The sequence below is a fragment of the Polyangium jinanense genome (assembly GCF_028435265.1).
Taxonomy (GTDB): domain Bacteria; phylum Myxococcota_A; class Polyangia; order Polyangiales; family Polyangiaceae; genus Polyangium; species Polyangium jinanense.
Map to the genome: position 1 here is coordinate 1 of NZ_JAGTJK010000050.1, position 19,975 is coordinate 19,975.

The 19,975-nt window shown below is 67.1% G+C and carries 22 protein-coding genes; 11 read left to right on the forward strand and 11 right to left on the reverse strand.

Translation table 11 applies throughout. From position 1 onward, the window contains the following. Nucleotides 1-100 precede the first annotated feature (100 nt). Together KEG38_RS44385 and KEG38_RS44390 are read right to left on the reverse strand one after the other, a co-directional pair. The gene (locus KEG38_RS44385) at nucleotides 101-334 is read right to left on the reverse strand and encodes a hypothetical protein (RefSeq protein ID WP_272426814.1); all 234 of its coding nucleotides are present in this window, start codon (nucleotides 332-334) and stop codon (nucleotides 101-103) included. 54 nt (nucleotides 335-388) lie between these two features. Beyond that, nucleotides 389-1,264, reverse strand: coding sequence for an oxidoreductase (locus KEG38_RS44390; protein WP_272426815.1), 876 nt, complete (start codon nucleotides 1,262-1,264; stop codon nucleotides 389-391). A gap of 113 nt (nucleotides 1,265-1,377) precedes the next feature. Here KEG38_RS44390 and KEG38_RS44395 point away from each other — a divergent pair, with 113 nt between their 5' ends. The 10 genes from KEG38_RS44395 (at nucleotide 1,378) to KEG38_RS44435 (ending at nucleotide 12,043) form a co-directional block, all read left to right on the forward strand. Beyond that, nucleotides 1,378-2,292: a LysR family transcriptional regulator gene (locus KEG38_RS44395; protein ID WP_272426816.1), complete on the forward strand. Its 915-nt coding sequence runs from the start codon at nucleotides 1,378-1,380 to the stop codon at nucleotides 2,290-2,292. A gap of 113 nt (nucleotides 2,293-2,405) precedes the next feature. After that, nucleotides 2,406-3,518 carry an esterase/lipase family protein gene (locus tag KEG38_RS44400; RefSeq protein ID WP_272426817.1) on the forward strand — a complete coding sequence of 371 codons (1,113 nt, stop codon included), beginning with the start codon at nucleotides 2,406-2,408 and terminating at the stop codon, nucleotides 3,516-3,518. 12 nt (nucleotides 3,519-3,530) lie between these two features. Further along, complete coding sequence (locus tag KEG38_RS44405) at nucleotides 3,531-4,562, forward strand: lipase secretion chaperone (protein WP_272426818.1); 1,032 nt, start codon at nucleotides 3,531-3,533, stop codon at nucleotides 4,560-4,562. Nucleotides 4,563-4,685: 123 nt separating this feature from the next. After that, nucleotides 4,686-7,367, forward strand: coding sequence for a hypothetical protein (locus KEG38_RS44410; protein WP_272426819.1), 2,682 nt, complete (start codon nucleotides 4,686-4,688; stop codon nucleotides 7,365-7,367). A 49-nt stretch (nucleotides 7,368-7,416) separates the two neighbouring features. Then, nucleotides 7,417-8,403 (forward strand): nucleoside hydrolase, encoded by a 987-nt coding sequence (locus KEG38_RS44415; protein ID WP_272426820.1) that lies wholly within the window; start codon nucleotides 7,417-7,419, stop codon nucleotides 8,401-8,403. Nucleotides 8,404-8,500: 97 nt separating this feature from the next. After that, nucleotides 8,501-10,105: an ABC-F family ATP-binding cassette domain-containing protein gene (locus KEG38_RS44420; RefSeq protein WP_272426821.1), complete on the forward strand. Its 1,605-nt coding sequence runs from the start codon at nucleotides 8,501-8,503 to the stop codon at nucleotides 10,103-10,105. 34 nt (nucleotides 10,106-10,139) lie between these two features. Further along, a complete protein-coding gene (locus KEG38_RS56265) occupies nucleotides 10,140-10,439 on the forward strand; it encodes a PAS domain-containing protein (protein WP_372518239.1) in 300 nt (99 codons plus the stop codon). A 93-nt stretch (nucleotides 10,440-10,532) separates the two neighbouring features. Beyond that, nucleotides 10,533-10,661, forward strand: a complete 129-nt coding sequence (locus KEG38_RS44425; RefSeq protein ID WP_272426822.1) for a hybrid sensor histidine kinase/response regulator — start codon at nucleotides 10,533-10,535, stop codon at nucleotides 10,659-10,661. Nucleotides 10,662-10,671: 10 nt separating this feature from the next. Next, nucleotides 10,672-11,469: an NRDE family protein gene (locus KEG38_RS44430; RefSeq protein ID WP_272426823.1), complete on the forward strand. Its 798-nt coding sequence runs from the start codon at nucleotides 10,672-10,674 to the stop codon at nucleotides 11,467-11,469. 13 nt (nucleotides 11,470-11,482) lie between these two features. Beyond that, nucleotides 11,483-12,043 carry a 2'-5' RNA ligase family protein gene (locus tag KEG38_RS44435; RefSeq protein WP_272426824.1) on the forward strand — a complete coding sequence of 187 codons (561 nt, stop codon included), beginning with the start codon at nucleotides 11,483-11,485 and terminating at the stop codon, nucleotides 12,041-12,043. Nucleotides 12,044-12,061: 18 nt separating this feature from the next. On the opposite strand, the gene KEG38_RS44440 is transcribed toward KEG38_RS44435, so the two are convergent. The 3 genes from KEG38_RS44440 to KEG38_RS44450 are packed head-to-tail and all read right to left on the reverse strand — an operon-like array spanning nucleotide 12,062 to nucleotide 14,105. Then, entirely contained in the window at nucleotides 12,062-12,973 is a 912-nt protein-coding gene (locus tag KEG38_RS44440; RefSeq protein WP_272426825.1) for a fibro-slime domain-containing protein, read from the reverse strand. 15 nt (nucleotides 12,974-12,988) lie between these two features. Beyond that, a complete protein-coding gene (locus tag KEG38_RS44445; protein WP_272426826.1) occupies nucleotides 12,989-13,363 on the reverse strand; it encodes a VOC family protein in 375 nt (124 codons plus the stop codon). Nucleotides 13,364-13,409: 46 nt separating this feature from the next. Next, nucleotides 13,410-14,105 (reverse strand): helix-turn-helix transcriptional regulator, encoded by a 696-nt coding sequence (locus tag KEG38_RS44450; protein WP_272426827.1) that lies wholly within the window; start codon nucleotides 14,103-14,105, stop codon nucleotides 13,410-13,412. 101 nt (nucleotides 14,106-14,206) lie between these two features. Here KEG38_RS44450 and KEG38_RS44455 point away from each other — a divergent pair, with 101 nt between their 5' ends. Next, the gene (locus tag KEG38_RS44455) at nucleotides 14,207-14,470 is read left to right on the forward strand and encodes a hypothetical protein (protein ID WP_272426828.1); all 264 of its coding nucleotides are present in this window, start codon (nucleotides 14,207-14,209) and stop codon (nucleotides 14,468-14,470) included. Nucleotides 14,471-14,513: 43 nt separating this feature from the next. On the opposite strand, the gene KEG38_RS44460 is transcribed toward KEG38_RS44455, so the two are convergent. The 6 genes from KEG38_RS44460 to KEG38_RS44485 all read right to left on the reverse strand — a co-directional run bounded on the left by KEG38_RS44460 (nucleotide 14,514) and on the right by KEG38_RS44485 (nucleotide 19,906). Next, on the reverse strand, nucleotides 14,514-15,851 hold the full coding sequence (locus KEG38_RS44460; protein ID WP_272426829.1) for a hypothetical protein: 1,338 nt from the start codon (nucleotides 15,849-15,851) through the stop codon (nucleotides 14,514-14,516). Continuing rightward, the gene (locus tag KEG38_RS44465; RefSeq protein ID WP_272426830.1) at nucleotides 15,845-16,330 is read right to left on the reverse strand and encodes a hypothetical protein; all 486 of its coding nucleotides are present in this window, start codon (nucleotides 16,328-16,330) and stop codon (nucleotides 15,845-15,847) included. Before KEG38_RS44465 ends, KEG38_RS44460 begins: the two co-directional genes overlap by 7 nt. A 110-nt stretch (nucleotides 16,331-16,440) precedes the next feature. Then, nucleotides 16,441-17,244 carry an ABC transporter permease gene (locus tag KEG38_RS44470; protein ID WP_272426831.1) on the reverse strand — a complete coding sequence of 268 codons (804 nt, stop codon included), beginning with the start codon at nucleotides 17,242-17,244 and terminating at the stop codon, nucleotides 16,441-16,443. After that, a complete protein-coding gene (locus tag KEG38_RS44475; protein WP_272426832.1) occupies nucleotides 17,241-17,900 on the reverse strand; it encodes an ABC transporter ATP-binding protein in 660 nt (219 codons plus the stop codon). The genes KEG38_RS44470 and KEG38_RS44475 overlap by 4 nt, the downstream gene beginning before the upstream one ends. Nucleotides 17,901-17,957: 57 nt before the next feature. Next, complete coding sequence (locus KEG38_RS44480) at nucleotides 17,958-18,758, reverse strand: LytR/AlgR family response regulator transcription factor (RefSeq protein WP_272426833.1); 801 nt, start codon at nucleotides 18,756-18,758, stop codon at nucleotides 17,958-17,960. Next, nucleotides 18,758-19,906: a sensor histidine kinase gene (locus KEG38_RS44485; protein WP_272426834.1), complete on the reverse strand. Its 1,149-nt coding sequence runs from the start codon at nucleotides 19,904-19,906 to the stop codon at nucleotides 18,758-18,760. The genes KEG38_RS44480 and KEG38_RS44485 overlap by 1 nt, the downstream gene beginning before the upstream one ends. Nucleotides 19,907-19,975 lie beyond the last annotated feature (69 nt).

Here is a 19,975-nt window from a genome sequence, read left to right on the forward strand (position 1 = left end):
ATGTGCCCCTGAACAGAACAACAGGGAAGGATGTTTCCATGACGAACCCCCGTTGCTCTCGGACGAACCCAAAGAGGAGGGCGCGGAGGGATGGGAACGACTACGAACTTTGGGGATGATGTACTAGCGGCCAGGACGCCTTCGCCCCGAGCAGGGTCACAGCCCACCGGAACGGGCGTGGATCGCTCGCGAGATCTTTGCCGAAGAGGAAATACTCCGGTGAGAGCGTCGCGGTCAGGTGGTCGTGCGTGATGCCGTAGGCGAGCGCGAGAATCGTCGTCACGACGAGGAGGACGGCGCCCTCGCGATCGAACCGCGGCAGAACGAGCTTCACGTCGCGGTCATGTATCACGCTGCCTCGGGGTCGGCTATGCTGCCACGATTGGCATCACGTCGTCGTGAATGCCATCGAGCGCGCGACGGGAGCCCATGTCTCGAGCTCCTCGGTCTTGCGGGCCAGGCTCGTCCGCAGGGCCTGGACCGCGTCGGCGCCGAGAGGAAGCCGCAAGGGCGCATCCGCGCGGTCGAGGGTATCGATGATGGCCGCGGCCGCTTTCGCCGGATCACCTTCCTGCGTGCCGTCCATGCCGGCGGCGAAGGCGCGGGTGGGGCCTACGGTCGTGGCGTAATCGTCGATCGTCGGCATACGACGGAGCGCGCTGCCGCCGAAGCGGGTGCGGAATGCGCCGGGCTCCACGATGAGCACGCGAATGCCGAGCGGGGCGACCTCGGCGGCGAGGGCCTCGGACATTCCCTCCAGCGCGAATTTCGTGGCCGAATACGCGCCGAAGCCCGCGACCGAGAGTTGCCCGCCGAAGCTCGAAATCTGCACGATGGCGCCCGAGCGTCGCGCGCGCATGCCCGAAAGCGCGGCCCGCGTGAGCGCGATGGCCCCGAAGAAGTTCACCTCGAATTGCGCGCGCAGCTCGGCGTCCGAGGTCTCCTCGACCGCGCCGACCACGCCATACCCTGCATTGTTCACGAGCACGTCGATCGCGCCGAAACGCGCGAGGGCAGCCTCGATCGCGGGCCCGATGTCCTCGGGGCGCCCGACATCGAGGCGCAACGCGAGCACGCGGTCCGGGGCCTTCTGAACGAGGTCCGTGAGGGTCTCCGGGTTTCGTGCGGTCGCGACCACCCGTTCGCCGCGGCGCAGCGCCTCCTCGGCGAGGCTCCGGCCGAACCCGGAGGACGTTCCCGTGATGAACCAGACCCGGCCCTTGCTCGTGAACTCGCCCTTCGGGGTGCTGCTCGTCGTGCTCATGATGCTCTCCTCCCGCGGGCCCGCTCGGCGCCGCCTTCGAGGAGGAACGTACGACCTTGCATTCAATCGCGAAACATGAGATGTCTGCAAACACTCTTTAGGAACTCTAACAAGTGCGGGATGATCATCTCGATGGGCTGCTCGCCTTCCTCACGGTGGCCGAAAAGCGGAGTTTTACCGCGGCGGGCGCGGAGCTCGGTGTGACGCCGTCGGCGGTGAGCCAAAAGCTTCGGCAACTCGAAGAGCGTCTCGGCGTGCGTCTCCTGCAGCGCACGACGAGGAGCGTCGGCCTCACGGAGGCGGGGCAGCGTTTCTTCGAGCGGGTGCGACCGGCGATCGATGACGTGGGCGCGGCGATCGAGGGCTTGAACGAGTTTCGTGATCGCCCCGCCGGGACGCTCCGCCTCAACGTGCCCCGGATCGCCGCTGAAATGGTCATCGAGCCCGTGCTCGCGTCGTTCCTCGCTGCCTATCCGGAAATACGCGTCGAGGTGGGGATCGACGACGCGCTGGCGAACCTCGTGGAGAGCGGCTTCGACGCGGGCATTCGTCTGGGAGAGACGCTCGACAAGGAAATGGTCGCGGTGCGGATCGGCCCCGACCTGCGCATGGCCGTGGTGGGCGCGCCGGCGTATTTCGTGGCGCACGGGGTGCCGAAGCATCCGCGGGAGCTCCATCGTCACGATTGCATTCTGTACCGGCAGCCCACGAGCGGCGTGATCTACAAGTGGGAGTTCGACGAAGAGGGCAAGGAGTTCGAGATCGCGGTGGAGGGCCGGGTGACGGCGAACGACGCTGCGCTGATGGTCCGTGCGGCGCTCGATGGGCTCGGCCTCGCGTACGTGATGGAGGATTACGTGCGGGACGAGCTCCGGGAGGGGAGGCTCACACGGGTGCTGGAAGCGTTCTGCGTGCCGTTTCCCGGATTCCACCTGTATTATCCGAGCCGCTCGCAGATGCCGCTCAAACTCAAGGTATTCGTGGACTTTTTGCGGGCGCGAAGGGCGTCGTCGAAGCGCGGGCGATGAACTTTTCTGGTGTTCACGAACGACGCTTTCGTGCTTGACACTTGGTAGGGAAATCGGTTCTCCTCGGGCTCCCGGGCCGGCAGGCGCCGCCCCTCGCCGTCAAGGAGTTGTCGATGCGTAGACTGCCGCTCGCTCTGTTGGCATCGCTATCCATCCTCGCGGGCAGCGCGGGCGCGGCCTCGGCGGCCGCCCCGAAGACGACCTATCCCGTCGTGTTCGCGCACGGCATGGGCGGATTCGATGACCTGCTCGGGTACGATTACTGGGGCGACGACTACGGCACCTTCGTCGGCGACGCCTGCAATGAACTTCTCGAAGTCTACTGCAATGGCGACATCGACGCGGGCCAGAAGGCCTACGCGGCGCAGGTGCCGGCGTTTCAGACCTCGGAGGTGCGCGGGCTCGACCTCGCCGACGACATCGAGGGGTTCCTCGCGACCTCGGGCGCCTCGAAGGTGAACCTCGTCGGCCACTCGCAGGGCGGCATCGACATTCGCAAGGCGGCGCGCGTTCTCTACGAGCGATACGGCACCGCCAAGGTGCGCGTGCTCATCAGCATCTCCTCGCCCCACCGCGGCTCGCCGGTGGCCAAGTACATCCTCGATTTGCGCCCGGGTGTGACGAGCGTGATCTCCGCGCTGGCAAGTTATTATGGCGACACCATCTACGAGCCGGGGAATGACGGGTATGCGGGCGCCAAGCAGCTCGTGTACAACGACTACTCCGGAAGCGACGGAGTCACCACGGGAATGAAGGCGTTCAACGCCCTCTATCCGGTCGACTCGAAATACGCGTTTCGTTACGGATCGCTCATGACGGCGCAGAACGGGGTCAACGTGAACCCGGCGCTCTTCCTCCTGAGCGAGCTCTTCTACGACATCGACGGCGACGGCTATTGTTCCGGCGATTGCGACAACGACGGCGCGAGCGGCATGGGCGACGGCACGTGTAACGAGCGGGACGACGACGGGCTCGTGGGCGTCAACTCGCAGCAGATGGGCCACCGGCTCAAATACTCCGAGACGCTCCTTGCCCTCGACTCGATCTCGAACGACGCGGGCCCGGGGTACGTGGGGGATCTGAATGCGCCGACCTCGACGCAGATGAGCTCGATGTCGAGCGTCATCGACCAGGATCACCTCGACGTCGTCGGCATCGGCCCCGACACGTTCGACGAGATGGAGTTCTACGCGGCGATCTTCGAGTACATGGCGTATTACGACTGAGAAGCGGCGGCCATGAAAAAGCGGAAGACCCTCCTCGCGATCGGCGCGCCGCTGCTCGTCCTTTCGCTCTATTTCGCGCTGCGTCCGGAGAAGATCCAGGAGCCCGTGGGCACGGCCGCGGCGACCCCCGAGGAGGCCGCGGGCGCCGTTCTCCCCGCGCCGCCGCGTGCCGCGCAGCCGAGCGTGTCCGCCGTTCCGACGGCGGATGCCGAGCTCGTCGCGCGTTTGCGCTCGCGTTACGGGGCGAACATCCGCAATCCGTACGTCCAGATCAAGCTCATCGAGGCGCTCATGCGCCATTTCCAGAAGCTGGACCCGCAGCATTGGCGGGAGGCGCTGCTCGCGGCAGTGCGCGCGGCTTTCCCCGATCGGTACGACGAGATCGCGAAAAACCTCGACAAGCGCCTGGACTACGAGCGCTGGATCAATGAAAACCACGCCCGCCTCGACGGGCTCGATCCCGAGGAGCGCCGGGCGGCGATCCGGGAGGAGCGCAATCGTCTGTTCGGCGAGGAGGCAGCCGACGAGATCTGGGCCTCGGAGCAGAAGAACCAGGCCGTCACGGACACGCTGAAGGAAATCGACGGCCTGCAAGGAAAGAGCCTCGGCGACAAGCTCACGACGTACACGGAGCGCCTCGAAGAGATCTACGAGGAGCAATACGACACCTACCTCGAGAAGCATCGGCACGAGGTGATGAACCGCTTCCTCTCGCTCGAATCGGTGCAGGCCGAGCTCGACGCGATGTCCGCCGCGGCGCGGTCCGAGAGCCTGCGCGAGATTCGCAAGGGAATGGGTCTCGACGACGCGGCGCTCGCGCGCTGGGATTCGCTCGACCACGACCGCGACGCGCGCTGGGAGAACGGAAAGAAATACATGGCCGAGCGAAAGGCGCTGACCGAGGCCTACAGCGGCAAGGAGCTCGAGCAGAAGCTCGCGGACCTCCGGCGGCGGTACTTCGGCGACGAGGCCGAGGTCATCGCCGCCGAAGAGGAGGGCGGTTTCTTCCGCTTCAACCGCCCGCGTCGCTGGGGCCAGAACTGAACGGGCGCGCGGGCGCAAGATATCGCCGCGCATGAGGCGCCTCACGCGCTTGACAGTGCTCCGTCACTCTGTTGACGTCCGTTCATGAGAAATCGTTTCACTGTGATTTCTACGTCGCTGCGTTTGGGGACGCTGACTCTCTCGGGGTGTATCGCGGCGTGTACCCCCTCGACGTCCCCTTCGGACGGGGCCACGAATGGGGCGGGGCTCGTGCTCGCCTCGACAAACCCAAATGCCTCCGTCGAGGCGACGTTCACGGCGTCCGGCGCCGCGGTCGAGGCGCGTGGGCTTGCGCAAAAGGCTGTGTTCGAGGCGAGCCGGCTCGGATGTGGAGACGATCTCCGGCCGCTCTCGAAGCCCGCGCCGGTCGCGGAGGCGGGCCGCGTCGAGTACAGGCGAGCGCAGCAGGGCGGGGGGCCGGGGCTCGTCGAATGGTATGTGAGCGATACCCGCGGCATCGAGCAGGGTTTCACGCTCGATTCGGCGCCCGATTGCGCAGGCGCCCGGGACGTCGTGATCGACGTCGAGCTGCGCGGCGGGCTCGACGCGCGTGTCTGGCCCTCGGGCCGCGGCGCGACGTTGCACGACGCCGAGGGAACGGCGCGGCTCGCGTATCGTGATCTGTACGCCTTCGATGCGCGCGGCCGGGACCTGCCGATCCGGCTCTCGAAGATCGAGGGGGAGGAGCGGCTCTCGATTCACGTGGATACGTCGGGCGCGGTGTATCCCGTCGTCGTCGATCCGACGATCACGAACGATATCGCGAAGCTCATCCCCGCCACGGGCGCGTCGTACGACTATTTCGGCACGGCGGTCGACGTCTCGGGCAATACGATCGTTGTGGGCGCCTCCGGCGACGGGCCGGGAAACTCGCCGCTCGGCGCGGCGTACGTGTTCACCGGCGGGGGCGGGGTCTGGACGCAGCAGGCGAAGCTCGTGATGCCCGACGCGGTGGCCGGTGATTGGTTCGGCGCGTCCGTTGCCGTTTCGGGCGATATTCTCGTCGGGGGTGCCAATCTCGATGACGAAAAGGGGACGGATTCGGGCTCGGCGCTCGTATTCGTCCGGAATGGCGACACGTGGACCCAGGAGGCCAAACTCTCGCCAGACGACGGCGCCGCGGGTGACAACTTCGGCCGCTCGATCGATCTCTCGGGGAATACCGCGATCATCGGGGCATACTTCGACGACGACAAGGGCGGGACCTCCGGCTCGGCGTACGTGTTCGTCCGCAATGCCGGGACGTGGACGCAGGAGGCGAAGCTCCTCGCGGCTGACGGCGCTGTAAGCGACCAATTTGGACTGGCAAGCGCGATCGACGGAGACGTCGCCGTGGTGGGCGCGCCTTACGACAATGCGATTGCCACGAATCCGCCGTGCGGCTCGGCCTACATCTTCACGCGGAGCGGCGGCGTCTGGACGCAGGAAGCAAAGGTCCTCGCGGGTGTTCCGGGCGCTGGCGACGAATTCGGGTATGCCGTGGCCATCTCCGGCGACACGGTCGTCGTCGGCGAGCTCCGGAACGACGACAAGGGGTTCGATTCCGGAGCCGCCTACGTCTTCCGCAAGGTGGGCGGCATGTGGCAGCAGGAAGCGAAGCTCGTCGCGAGCGATGGGAATGCGGATGATCATTTCGGCGCGGCCGTCGCCATTCAGGGCGACACCATCGTCATTGGCGCGCGTTACAGCGACGTCGGGGCGAAGTCATCAGCCGGCTCGGCCTACGTTTTCAAGCGGACCGGGTCCGTGTGGACCGAGCAGACGAAGCTCGTCGCGAAGAATGGCGCCCAGAACGACGATCTCGGGGGTGCGGTGGCCATCGATGGAAACACGATCGTGGCCGGTGCGTCTGGCGCCCAGATCTTCGGCACGTCGTCCGGCGCCGCGTACGTCTTCCCGGTCGTGCTCCTGCCGAACGGTACGCCCTGTTCCGCTGCCGCACAATGCCAAAGTGGCTTCTGCGCCGATTCCGTCTGCTGCGACGCGGCGTGTGATGACGATCCCAGCGATTGTCGCGCCTGCAGCGTGGCCGCCGGCTCCACGGCCGACGGCGTATGCGCGCCCCGCGCCGCCGGCATCGAATGCCGCGCGGCCGCCGGGGAGTGCGACGTCGCGGAGGCGTGTGACGGCATGAGCATGGCGTGCCCCGACGATGCGCTCGCGGCGGCCGGCTCGATTTGCCGCCCCGCGGCGGCCGGTTGCGACCTGGACGAGGCATGCAGCGGGCAATCGGCGAACTGCCCTGCGGATGCCATCGCGCCCGCCGGCGCAACGTGCCGCTTTGCCGCAGGCCCGTGTGATCTGGATGAGACGTGCAATGGGACGACCATTGTTTGTCCCGACGATGCATTCGCGGGTACCGATGTCGTTTGCCGTCCGACGGACGGCCCCTGCGATGCCCTTGAGGTTTGCCCGGGAGATGCGATCGATTGCCCGGCGGACGGGTTCACGCCCGACGGTTCGAGTTGCCCCGGCGGCTCGTGTGAGGCTGGCGTCTGCGTCGACGGAAGCGGAGGCGGAGGCGGCAATGGAGGCACTGGCGGAAGCGGAGGCGCTGGCGGAAGCGGAGGCGCTGGCGGAAGCGGAGGAGCTGGCGGAAGCGGAGGCGCGGGCGGAAGCGGAGGCGTCGGCGGAAGCGGAGGCGCGGGCGGAAGCGGAGGCGTCGGCGGAAGCGGCGGCAGCGAGCCCAGCGCCGAAAGTGACTGCGGCTGCAGAATGATCGGCTCCGAAAAACCGTCCACGTTCGGTCTCACCGCGCTCGGCCTCGCCGCGCTCATCGTCGCGCGTCGGCGCCGCCGCGCTTGAAGCAAACGGATTGGAACCAACCAAGACACCCCGCAGAAGCGGAGGCAACATGCTCGACGTCGTATGGGACATGGAGACCGGCGATCCGGATGATTTCATCACGCTGCTCTTCCTGCTCGGCCATCCCGAGGTCAACCTCAAGGCAGTGACCATCACCCCGGGCACACCCGACCAGGTCGGCGTGGTGCGAAAGGCTCTCGGGTGGTTTGGCAGGGACATCCCGGTGGGCGCGTTCAATCTCGACCATCAGCCCAAATCGGTCCGGGAGGGCACGGGCCCGGGGGAGGGGCGGCACGGGCCGCGAGGCGTGTGCGTCTCCTCGTGGCATTACAAGGCCTATGGCGAGATCCCGCCCTCGCGCGATGCCGCGCCGGGCCCCGAGGTCTTGCGCGCGGTCTGTGATGCAAAGACCACCCTGATCACGGGCGCCCCGCTCAAGAACCTGGGCGGCGCCATGAAGCTCCCCGGCTTCCAGGTGGGCCGCCTCGTCGTGCAAGGAGGTTTTGCCGGCGAGGGCGTCGTCCCGTCGGAGCGCCAGCTCCCCAAGTTTCGCGGGATGGTCACCTGTCCGACCTACAACCTCAATGGGGATCCGAAGTCGGCGCTGGAGGCGCTCCGATACCCCGGCATCGGAAGCCGCAGGTTCGTCTCGAAGAACGTTTGTCATGGCGTGATCTACGACCACGAGATGCACGATCGGATCGGGACCTTGAAAGACAAGAGCCTGTCCCTTCGCCTGATCTGGGAGGGCATGGACGTGTATCTGGAGAAGAAGCAGGCGAAGAGGACCGTTCCTCCGTCGGCGCCCGAGATTGAAGAGTCGGCGCCGGAGGCCATGGGCGGCAAGGCGTTTCATGATCCATTGGCGGCGTGCTGCGCGATCGATCCCTCGATCGGCGCGTGGGCCGAGGTCGAGCTCTATCGCGAGAAAGGCGCATGGGGCTCGCGATTGTCGCCGGGCTCGGGCGTGTGGATTATCACCGGTTATGATCGCGAGAAATTTCTCCAAACCCTGACCGCCCTGCCGCCCGGCTGAGCCCGTACTGCGGCCCACGTCCGCCGGCTACGTTCCTCCCCCATCCTCTCGTTGGCTGCGGCAAACGTCCGGAACACGTGCTAGGTCGGGCGCCGCGATGATCACGCTCGACAAGCTCTCCAAGCGCTTCGGCCCGAAAATTCTCTTCGAAAATGTCTCGATGCGGTTCGATCCGGGCAAGCGGTACGCGCTCGTCGGGGCCAACGGCGCGGGAAAATCCACGCTGCTCAAGGTCATCTCGGGCGAGCACGAGTCGGATCAAGGCTCGGTCGAGATCCCGGGCAAGCTCAAGGTCGGCGTGCTCTCGCAGGACCACTTCGCGTACGAGTCCGTCCGCATCCTCGACGCCGTGCTCATGGGCAACCGCATCCTCTGGGACGCCACGCAAGAGAAGGAACGGCTGCTCGCAGGCGAGATGGACGACGAGGTCGGCATGCGCCTCGCCGAGCTCGAAGGGACGATCGGCGAGGAAGATGGCTACACCGCCGAGGCCCGCGCGGCGGAGATCCTGGAAGGCCTCGGAATCCCGTCGTCCCGGCACCTCGATACCGTCAGCACGCTGGCGGGCGGGTACAAGCTGCGTGTGCTCATCGCGCAGACTCTGTTTGCGGGCGCCGACGTCCTGCTCCTCGACGAGCCGACGAACCACCTCGACCTCGACTCCATTCGCTGGCTCGAATCGTACCTGACGCACGACTTCCGCGGGACGCTGCTCGTCGTGAGCCACGATCGGCATTTCATGAACGCGATCGCCACGCACGTCGCCGACGTCGATTACCAGACGGTCACCGTGTACACGGGCGACTACGACGATTTCATCGAGCAGAAGACGACCGGGCGGCGTCAATCGGAGGCCGACGCGGCCCAGAAGAAGAAGAAGATCGCGGAGCTCAAGGACTTCGTGGCCCGCTTCGGCGCGAGCGCCAGCCGGTCGAGCCAGGCGCAGTCGCGCGTGAAGGAGATGGAGAAGCTCGAAAACAGCATCCAGGTGCGTCGATCGAGCGTGGTGCGGCCGTACATCAAGTTCGACATCGAAAAACCGTCCGGCCGCGACGTGCTGCGCGTGGAGGGCCTGGCGAAGAGCTTCGGCGATCTGCAGGTGATCGAGGGGCTCGGTCTGAACCTGAATCGCGGGGACAAACTCGCGGTGATCGGGCCGAGCGGCATCGGCAAGTCGACGCTGCTCAAGCTGCTCGTCGCGGAGCACGCGCCGGACGCGGGGACCGTCGTGTGGGGCCACGATACGAACGTGGGGTATTTCGCGCAGGATCATCACGAGGCGCTCGAATCCGGGTTCTCCGCGTACGAATGGCTGCACCGCTTCGATCCGGACGCGCAGCTCGAAGACGTGCGTTCGGTGCTGGGGAAGCTGCTTTTCAGCGGAGAAGCGGGGCTCAAGAAGACGGAGAGCCTGTCGGGCGGGGAAGCGGCGCGGCTGGTCCTGGCGAAGCTCATCCTGCTCAAGAACAACGTGGTGGTGCTGGACGAGCCGACGAACCACCTCGACGTGGAGAGCATCGACGCGCTCCTGCAGGCGCTGATCGCATTCAAGGGGACCGTCGTGGTGACGAGCCACGATCGGCATTTCATCGGCAAGCTCGGGACGCGCGTGCTCGCGCTGTCCCGCAAAGGTCCGCGGCTCTTCAATGGGACGTATGACGAGTTCCTGGAGCGGTTTGGGGACGAGCTGCGGGAGCGCTGATGCGAGGCGCCGGGGGCCATGATATGCGTGCGTCATGACGCATGACGGTGGCCAGGACGAACCCATCGATGCGCGGTTTCGGCAGCTCTTCGAGACCGCGCCCGACGCCATGGTCATCGTGGACGAGCATGGGCTCATCGAGTTCGTGAACGCCCAGACCGAGGAGCTCTTCCCCGCGGGGCATCGTGGTCTCCGCCGCGATCCGCGACATTCGCGAGCGCAGGGAGATCGAGGCCGCAGCGAAGCTCGCTTCGGAGGACGCGCAGGATCTCCTTGCGCATCCGCGATCAGAGAACGGCCGAGGGCGGCATCGTCACGACGATCTGGGACGTGACGGACGAGGTGCAGCGCGAGGACGAGCTCAGGCAGGCGCGCGCCATCGCGGAGGCCGCGAGCGATCCCGGTCATCGCGCTGAGCGCAGCGGCGATGGATCGGGACAAGAAGCGGGCCGAGCAAGCCGGGTTCTTCCGGTACCTGACCAAACCGGTCCGCGTGGCCGAGCTGACCGACGTGCTCGAGACGTTGCTGATGTCGGATCCGCCTGCGACCGGCTAGACTCGCGCGTATGTGCGTTCTGTTCCTGGGCTTCGGGGTCCATCCCGATTTCGACGTGGTGCTGGCGGCGAACCGCGACGAGGTGTTCGCCCGTCCGACGCGCGAAACGCATTTCTGGGACGAGCATCCCGAGATCCTCGCGGGTCGCGACCTGCAGAGCGGCGGGACCTGGCTCGGCGTGACGAGGTCCGGGCGCTTCGCGGCGATCACGAACTTCCGGGACCCTGCGGCTCATCACGCGGACGCGAAATCGCGCGGGGCGCTCGTGGTTGCGTATCTCCTGGGCGAGGGCTCGCCGCATGAATACACGGAGAGCCTGCGGCCGCACGCCCGTGAATACAACGGGTTCAACCTGATCGTGGGCACGCGGGGCGAGGCGGCCTATTTCGCGAGCCAGACGGGCGAGTCGCGCCGCCTTGCGCCCGGCGTGTACGGGCTCAGCAATCACCTTCTGGACACGCCCTGGCCGAAGCTCGTGCAGGGCAAGGGCGCCTTCACGAAGCTCGTCGGGGAGCGTCCGCTCCCGGAGGCGGAAAGGTTTTTCCAGATGCTGCATTCGGAGCAGGGAGCCCCGGACGCGGAGCTTCCGGATACGGGCGTGGGGCTCGAGATGGAGCGTATGCTCGCGCCGCTGTTCATCTCGGATGCGAGGACGCCTCCCTTTTATGGGACGCGATCGAGCTCGGTGGTGACGTTTTCGAAAATGGGCGAGGTCCGGTTCCTCGAGAGGAGTTTTGTCCCGGGGAACGAGCCGGGTCTGGTGGAGACGGGCTTTCGGCTGGCTCACGACGACGGGTACGCGCGTTGAACGTTTCCCGACCATGAAGACGCACTGGACGGCTGCCGTCCTCGTTCCACCCCCGGAGAGCTGGGAGCCGATCCAGGCGATCCGGAAGGTTCACGACCGTAAGATCGGACGGTGGATGCCGCACGTCACGCTGCTTTATCCGTTTCGACCCCGTGTCGAGTTCGACGCCCTCGCGCCTGCGCTCGCCGCGGCCTGCGCCGAGGTTTCACCGTTCACCTTGACGCTCCGGCATTTCGGGCACTTCCAGCACGGTCGCGGTCGCTTCACGGTTTGGCTCGATCCCGAGCCGCACGAGCCGATCCTCGCGCTCCATGCCGCGCTGGTGCAGGTGGTCCCCGATTGTGATGATACCGCCCGTCCGGCGGGCGGATTCAAGCCGCATCTCAGCGTCGGCCAGGCAAATGGCGACGGGGAGCTTGCGCGCTTTCTCGGGGAGGTCGAGTCCACCTGGATGCCGATTGCATTCAAGGTTCATGCGGTCGCGCTCATCGCCCGCGAGGGGGAGGCGCCGTTCGTTGTCGAACGCTGGATCCCTTTCGGAATGCGGCAAGAAACCGTGGCGACTATCTCATGATCGTCATGGAGCGGAGCGCTACTTGGGCGGATCCACCGGCAAGAAGCAGAAGTTGCTCGTCTCGAACCGGTAATTCGAGCCCGAGTAATTCCGCTCGGCGTGGAAGACTTGCAGATCGTACACGCCGCCGACGACGAGGCCGAGATCCGAGGCGCGCTGATCGATATCGACAGTGCCCAGTTCGGGACCGTGGATGCCGCCGAGGTCGATGGCGAGGCGGTGATTGATGAACACCCAGATGTCGTCGTCGCCGCGGAACGTGAACACTTCCCCGCCCTTGTAACGGAAGGAGACGAGCGCTTCGGTGGTGAAGTGCCAGTTGTTCGGCATGCCATTCAGCTCGAAACCTTCGGCTCCGAAGCCGAACGTCGCGTCGATCGGATGAAAATTGGCATCGTCGTAGACGAGCGTGGTGCCATTGCCCGTGAGCGGGATCTGCACGTTCGTGGCAAAGTTTTCGCCGGGCGTGTCCCGGTACCACGCGTCGAAATGGGCGGCACCGGTGAAGGGCGCGTAGTTCGGGCCATCGGGGCTGACCTCGTTCCCGGCGACGTACACCGGCTTGAAGCTGCCGTCAGGCTGCTCGGCCAGCTCGGCGGCCAGGATGCCCGGGCGAACACCGACGACGTCACCAAAATTGGGATGGTCGCTCCACTGGAAGTCAGGGTGGCTCTCGGAGAAGTCGCGCACCCGCATGGTCAGGGTGCTCAAACACTCTTCGCCGGGATCGCCGCCGGTGCCGCTGGAGGTCGTGAAATTGAGGCCGCCTTCTCCACCCGCGCCGCCAGTCCCCGCGCCGCCGCTTCCTCCACCCCCCGAGCCTGAGCCGGAAGATGCAGTCGTTGCACCCGGCGGGGAACCGGTGCCCTGACCGGACGAACAACCGAGGACGAATACGAGGCCAAGTAGCGAAAGGATCGTGGCGCGCATTGGTGGAGGATAACACTACCGCGGATTCGCGGCGAGGACGAACGGGCGGAGGCGGTGCCCGTCCGGGTCCTCGACTACGAACGTGAAGCCGAAATCCATGTCGGTCGGCTCCTGCACCACCGTGAGCCCGAGCTTGGTCCACTCGGAATAGGTCGCGAGGACGGCGTCCTTGCTCGGTTCGCGGAACGAGATCTCGATGCCGCCGGCGGGCTTCGGGGCCGGCTCGACTTCGCCGGCGAGCCAGAGGCCGATTTTCAGGCCGGTTGGCAGCACGTAGAGCACGAACGTCTTTGATGTTTCGACCGGCTCCGAGCCGAGGAGCTTCGAATACAGCTCGGCGCTTCGGAGCGGATCACGGACGGCAAGCAGCAGGTAGTTGAGGGTACGCATCAGCATCTCCATCAGGTGGACGCGGATGGTGTGCGCCTTGCGACTGTCAGTTTCCGGCAGGAGCGAGCGCGACCTGCCTGGCCCGCCATTCCTGGACGAGCACGGTACGGCGGCGCGGATAACGCTCGTCCTTCGGTTCGACCGATCGGATGCGGTCGACACGGAAGGCACGATAGTCCTGCCTGAGCTCGCACCAGGCGGCGAGCACCTGCACCTTGTCGAAGAAGCCGATCAAGAGGGGCCAGATCGTGCGGGTCGTGCTTTCGCCATTCTGGTCCTGGTACGTGATGACGAGCCTGTGCTCCTTGCGGATCGCGGCGCGAATCACCGAGGCGTCGATGGCGACCGGCTCGCTGCGGAACATCGGCACGGTGAGTGTCGCGGTATCGACGTTCGCGCGGAGGTCGTCCGGCAGCACGGCGCGGAGCTTCGCCACGGCATTCCCCGCCGCAGCCGCGAGCCGCGCATCGCCCCGCACCGCGACCCAGCGCGAGCCGAGCACCAGGGCCTCGAGCTCGTCGGCCGAAAACATCAGCGGCGGGAGGGTGAAGCCGGGGCGCAGTACGTACCCGAGGCCGGGTTCGCCCTGAATATCGGCACCCTGCGCCTGCAGCGTCGCGATGTCGCGATAAAGCGTGCGAATGGAAATGCCGAGCTCTTCCGCCAGCGCCGGGCCCGGGATCGGCGCGCGGTGGCGGCGCAGGAGCTCCAGGAGATCGAGCAGGCGGGCGGCGCGAGACATGCGGAAAAGATAGCGCGAACCAGCCTCCTCCGCCCGGCCACGCAGGAGCGCTCTGGCGGGGCTCGACGCGAGGCCCTCGAGGCACCAGGGGGCTCTCCGATATGGACCCGCAGAAACCACAGAAACCGTCCGGCCAGACCGTCTTCAGCCACCAGCATTACCACGAGCTCTCGGCCGACGAGACCGAGGTGCGCGAGCAAGGATGGGCGTCGATCGGCTCTCCAGCCGAGGGCCCCTCCTTGCGCGAGGCAGAGCTGGAAGCCGAGCCCACCCCGCCCCCTCCGCATTCACCGGGAGGCGAGCACGTCGAGCCCGTCGGCCGCGTACACGCCGACCAGACGGAGCCCAGCGGACGGCGTCGCTGACCTGCCGAGCGAGCCATGGCATGCGTCCCGCGGCGGGCGTTCCTCAACGCGCATAACGCGTGAGGATGACGGTGCTGCCGTCGCGCCGCGCGCGACCGCGTTCGTCGTCGCACCACCCGAAGAGCACCGCATCGGGGCCCAGCCCGAAGCTCCCTGGGCAAGGCGCCTGTGTGGCGAAGCGTATTTTCCCATCGGCGGCGAAGCCTGCAATGAATTGCCCGCCCGTCAGGGTGAAGGCGTCGAGCGGCGCATCGCCCACCGTCGAGCCGGTGATGGAGACGAACCCCGAAGGGTCGAGCACCATATCGTGCACGGAGATGTGTTTGTCGCGCGCCTGGGGATTTTTGGGGTCGCTCAGCGTGCGGTCGAAGACCAGCGCGCCTCGAGCATTGAAGCACTGCAGCGCGAGACGTGACGATGGCTGGCCCGCGTAACCGGGTCCGGTGAGCGGTGGGTCCCAGGCGAGCGCACATACGCGGTTGCCCGACGCGGCAAGCTTGGTCGCACTGACCAAAAGCGGTCGGCTGGAGGCGACCTTCCCGTCGGCGTCGACGCGGACGAGGTGCGGACCGGCGTCGAGGGGGGCGCCGAAGAGCGTCATCGGGGCGGCCGCGTCGGGCGCGAGCACGATCGAGCCATCGGACAGGAAGGCGTGCGCCGGGAATCGGTTGAAATCGGTCTTCGTGCTCCAGACGTGCCTGCCGTCGCGTCCGAATCGGGCGAGAAACCACGTGTACGACGTGCTGTTCCGGGAGAAGGGGCTCGTGAGGGGCCCGCCGCCGAAATCGACGGTCTCCTGCATTCCGCCGGTCAGGGTGACCTCGCCGCGCGCATCGATACCGAGGTTGTCCGGCACCACGCTGCCGTCGAATGCGAGTTTCCAGTCCATCCGGCCGTCGGGGAAGAGGCGCAGGACGAAGCCGCCTTGATCGGTTTTGCCCTGCGCGCGCCCCGCGGTGAACATGCCGGCGAGCACGAGCCCTCCTGCCGCGTCGACGGCGAGGGCGCGTACTTCGTGCGATGGCAGGTCGAGCGGCCGCGCCCAGAGCAAGGTGCCTTGACGTGAGACCTTTCCGACGAGCACGTCGAAAACATCCGTGGAGATGACACCCGTCGGGAGGTTTACCGAACCGGAGAGCGGATAGGTCCACAGCACATTGCCGTCCGCGTCCGCTGCGGCGTGCGACGGGGTGCCTATGGAGGCGTCGAACGACAGTGTCCATAACTGCGTCCCAGGCTTCACCTCCGCCCGACTCACGCTCGCGTCCGAGGCCGCTTGCGAGGAGACGGGCGGCGATATCGTGATGGTCGGCGAGCCGGCAGAGCGGGCGCTGCACGCCGAGATTGTACCCAGGCCGAGCGCGAGGAGCGCCTTCAGCACTTGTCGTGGAAATGCAGCGTCAGCCGGAACGTCGGCGACGTGCCCTCCGGCGCGTGCAGCTTCCACATCGGGAGCTTTCGCACGAGGCAGCGCCACACGACCTCCGGCTCGTTTTCCACCGTGTTGTCGACCTGATCCAATCGCATGACCTTCCCGTCGGGCGCGAGCGTGACCGCCACCGTCACCGAGCCGACACGTGTACTCGAGCAGCCCTGCTTGTAGATGACCTCCAGGCAGCTCAGCGATTGATTCGTGGTTTCGGCTTCGCGGATCCACGCCTCCGGGTAGGGCGGCGGCTCGGCAGGCGGCGGTACGCTCGAAGCCGGAGCCTCGGCGGAGGGGGCGGGAGGCTCGGCAAGAGCCATGGCCGTCGCAATCGGGACGGCCGGCGGGGGCGAGGCTGGCGCGGGCGGCGCGCCATTACAAGCGGTGCAGGCGACGAACAACGCGGCGAGTGGCAGGCGGGCGTCGAGTGGCACGGGAATGGATCGTCCATGCCAGAGGGCCTCGCGTGCGGTCAAGGACAATCGCGGCGTCCGACGAGGTCGATGGTGAGAGCGTCGGTTTGTCCACGGAAGCGGCAGCGCATTCATCGCTTCTTCCGCGCGCGCTCGGGCAGGCGAAGCTGCGCGCGCGGCGTGAACAGGAGGCGCCTGGCAAATCCCCCCGCGAGCACGCCGGATACCGCAGCCACGGCGACGAGCTGATACAGAATCACGATCTGGTAGCGCACCGCCTGTTCGGGCGCCGTGCCGCTCACGATCTGACCGGTCATCATCCCCGGCAGCGCGACGAGCCCGACCGTGAGCAGGCCATTGATGGTGGGGATCATCGCGGCGCGCACCGAGGCCCGCACGTGTCGGGCGAGAGCCTGCTCGGGCGTCGCCCCGAGCGCGAGGAGCTGCTCGATCTCGTCCGCGTGCGCATGCGCAGCGGCGAAGATGCGCTCGAAGACCAGCGCCACGACGTTCATGGCGCTCGCGATCATCATGCCGCTGATGGGTACGAGGTACCTCGCCTCGTAGCTCGGGTGCAAAGGCACCACGAACAGGAAAACCGGCACCAGCGCCACCACGGAGCCGAGCACGATGGCCGCGAGCGCATAAGGAAACAACGTGCGCGCCGAGGGCCCGTGCTCCACGCGCCGCGCGCTCGTCGCCGCCGCGACCCCGACCATCACCGAGAGGGCCAGCGCCACCCACGCGGGCCGCTCGTGCTCGAAGAGCAGGAGCAGCACGTGGCCGATGGCCAGGAGCTGCACCGCGCCGCGCAGCGCGCCCCAGGCGAGATCACGCTCGAGGTCGAGCCGCTTCCAGCGCGAGGCGAGGATCGAAAGCGCGACGAGACCAAGCGTCATCGCGAGCCGCGGAAGCGGGATCTCGAGGTAACTCACGGTCCCTCCGCGCCGGCAAGGAGCTTCCCTGCGCGAAAGACGTAGCGCCTGCCCGCAAGCGCCTCTGCGTGCGCCGCGATGTGCGTGACCATCACCACGCTGCGCCCCGCGGTCGCCAGGCTGCGGACGAGATCGATCACTTGCAGGGCCGTCTCCGGATCGAGCGCGGCGGTGGGCTCGTCGAGGAGCAACACCTTCGGTTCGTTGGCGAGCGCGCGCGCGAGCGCGACGCGCTGGCGTTCTCCGCCCGAGAGCTCGTCCGCGCCGCGCGCGAGAAACGCCTCGTCGAGCCCCACCGCCCGCAAGAGCTCGATCTGCCGCTCGGGCGCGAGGGTCTCGCCGCGAAGCGCCGGCCCGGCAGCCACGTTGTCCGCCACGCTGCCAGGCAGCATCGGCGGCGCCTGGGGCAGATAGGCGACACGCGTCCGGAAGAGCGTCGGAGGCAGCGTGATCGCATCGACCCCGTCGAGCAGCACGTGCCCACCATCGATCGGGATCAGCGTAGCCATCGCCCGCAAAAACGTGCTCTTCCCGCTGCCGGAGGCGCCTGTGATCGCGACCTTCTCGCCGAACGAGACCACGAGGCTCGCGCCGTCGACGAGGGTGCGTCCTTCGCGGATCACGCGGATGTCGCGGGCTTCGATGGCAGAGGGCATGAGGCGTCCCTCTGCTCGTCTAGCCTCGGGGGTGGACGCGCGCCAGGCGGGCGTCGGTCAAGCGCGGCGGAGCCCGGTCGCGCTCGCGAGCAGCATCTCGCGCACGGATTGGGCGCGGTCGCGCGAGACGGGAACGCTCACGCCCCGCCGCTCGGGACCAATGCCCAAGCCGACGAAGATCCGTGTTTCGCCTCCCTCGCGCTCGAGCTCCTTGATGTAGGCCGCATTCACGAGCCAGTTCCTGTGGACACGCGTGAGCGCTCGCCCGAAGGACGCTTCGATCGAGGACAACGACAGGTCGAGGTCGAACGTGCCATGCGGCGTATGCACGGAGGTGAGTCGATCGGCCGCTTCGAATGCCCAGGCCTCATTGGGTTCGAGGAACACGAGGCTCTTGCCCCGACGCGCGACGATGCGCAGCGGGCTCGAAGGCGGTGAGGGGCGCTTCCGGACGTGGAGGCGACGCAGACATTGATCGACGCGCTCTTGTGTGAATGGCTTCAGCAGGTAATCGTCGACGCCGAGCTCGAAGGCCTCGATCGCGTGCTCTTTGAATGCCGTCGCCAGCACGAACATCGGCCTCCGCGCGTGATGCACCGAGGTGCGCACCAGATCGAGCCCCGTCTCGTCGTCGCTCCCGCCGAGCGCGATATCCACGAAGACGGCGTCGATCTCGAGCCCGCCGGCCGCGAGCTGCAGCGCCTGTCGGGCTTCGGCGAGGCTCGCGACGGCGCCGACGACCTCGGCGAGCTGCGACGCTTCGATCAGCTCGACGAGGTAATTGCGGGCGGGCCACTCGTCCTCGACGACGAGAGCACGGAGCCGATACGAATCACCTGCCGCAGGAATCTCGTTCATCATGCCATCTCCGGGATGGCTCGGGTCGCGGGCCGCGGCGGCGTCGTGACGCAGGGGAGCTCGACGATGCATCGTGTCCCGTCGGGCGAAGAATCAATTTGCAAGCCCGCGTCCGTGTACTTGAGCTCGAGGCGCCGGCGCACCGCGTGCAGGCCAAACGCCCCCGAGCGTAGCGGCTTCGCCGGCATACCCGGACCATTGTCCTCGACCGTGCAGACGAGGCGCCTCGGGGCCCCGTCCCCGGTCTCCCGAAGCGTCGCGCGCACCACGACCTGCCCGCCTCCATGTCGGCGCAAGGCGCCGTGCTTCACGGCATTCTCCACCAGCGGTTGCAGGAGCAGCCGGGGCATGAGGACCTGGGCGGCCCGATCCGCGATGTCCCACTGGAAGCGCAGCGTCCCTCTGTGGCGTGATTCGAGGATTTCGGCATAACGGCGGAGCCAGGCGATCTCCTCCCCCAGCGTCTGCATCTCGTCGGCGTCGTGCAGCGCGTCGCGCAAGAGGTCGCCCAGGCAAGCGAGCAGGCGGCGGGCCTCGCCGGGATCCTGCGTGACGAGGCCCGCGATGGCGTTGAGGGTGTTCAGCAGGAAATGAGGCTCGAGCTGCGCGCGCAGCCGGGCGAGCTCGCCCGCCGTTCGCAGCCTGTCGGCTTCGAGCTTGAGCTTTTCGGCTTCGAGCGCGCGCCGCCGGGCGTCCTCCGTGGCGTAGGGGTACATGAACGCCAGCGCCCAGATGGCGCACATGAAGAGGCCGAAGGTGACGCCGAACCGGATGGCGATCGCGTACGTCACGGGGCGCCCGGGGGGCGGCGGGACGTGCAGCAACGTCCGCACGGCCCAGGTGCCCATGACGAGCACGATGCCGGCGATGGAGGCGACGGCGAGGCTGACGAGCAGGGTCTGCGCCGAGCCGAGGCGCCGGCGCGTGGCCCAGTGGAAGACCGCCGAGAGCGTGAGCAGGAGCGCGGGCACGCAAACGAGCAAAAACGGCAGGTTGGTGTTGTCTCGTTGTCGGTCGGAGGGCGTGAACGGGAAAAAGAGGATGGCCAGGACGACGGCCGTCGTCGCCACGAAGCGCTTCCAGCCGAAGAAATGCGCATCCAGGGGTGAGGCGCCCACGGAGGGCGCGCCTCTGGACAGCTCGGGCATAGGGACGCTCATACCCGAGCGTTTTACCGTACGACCGGTCGACGCGGACATCCCGATCGGACGAATGGC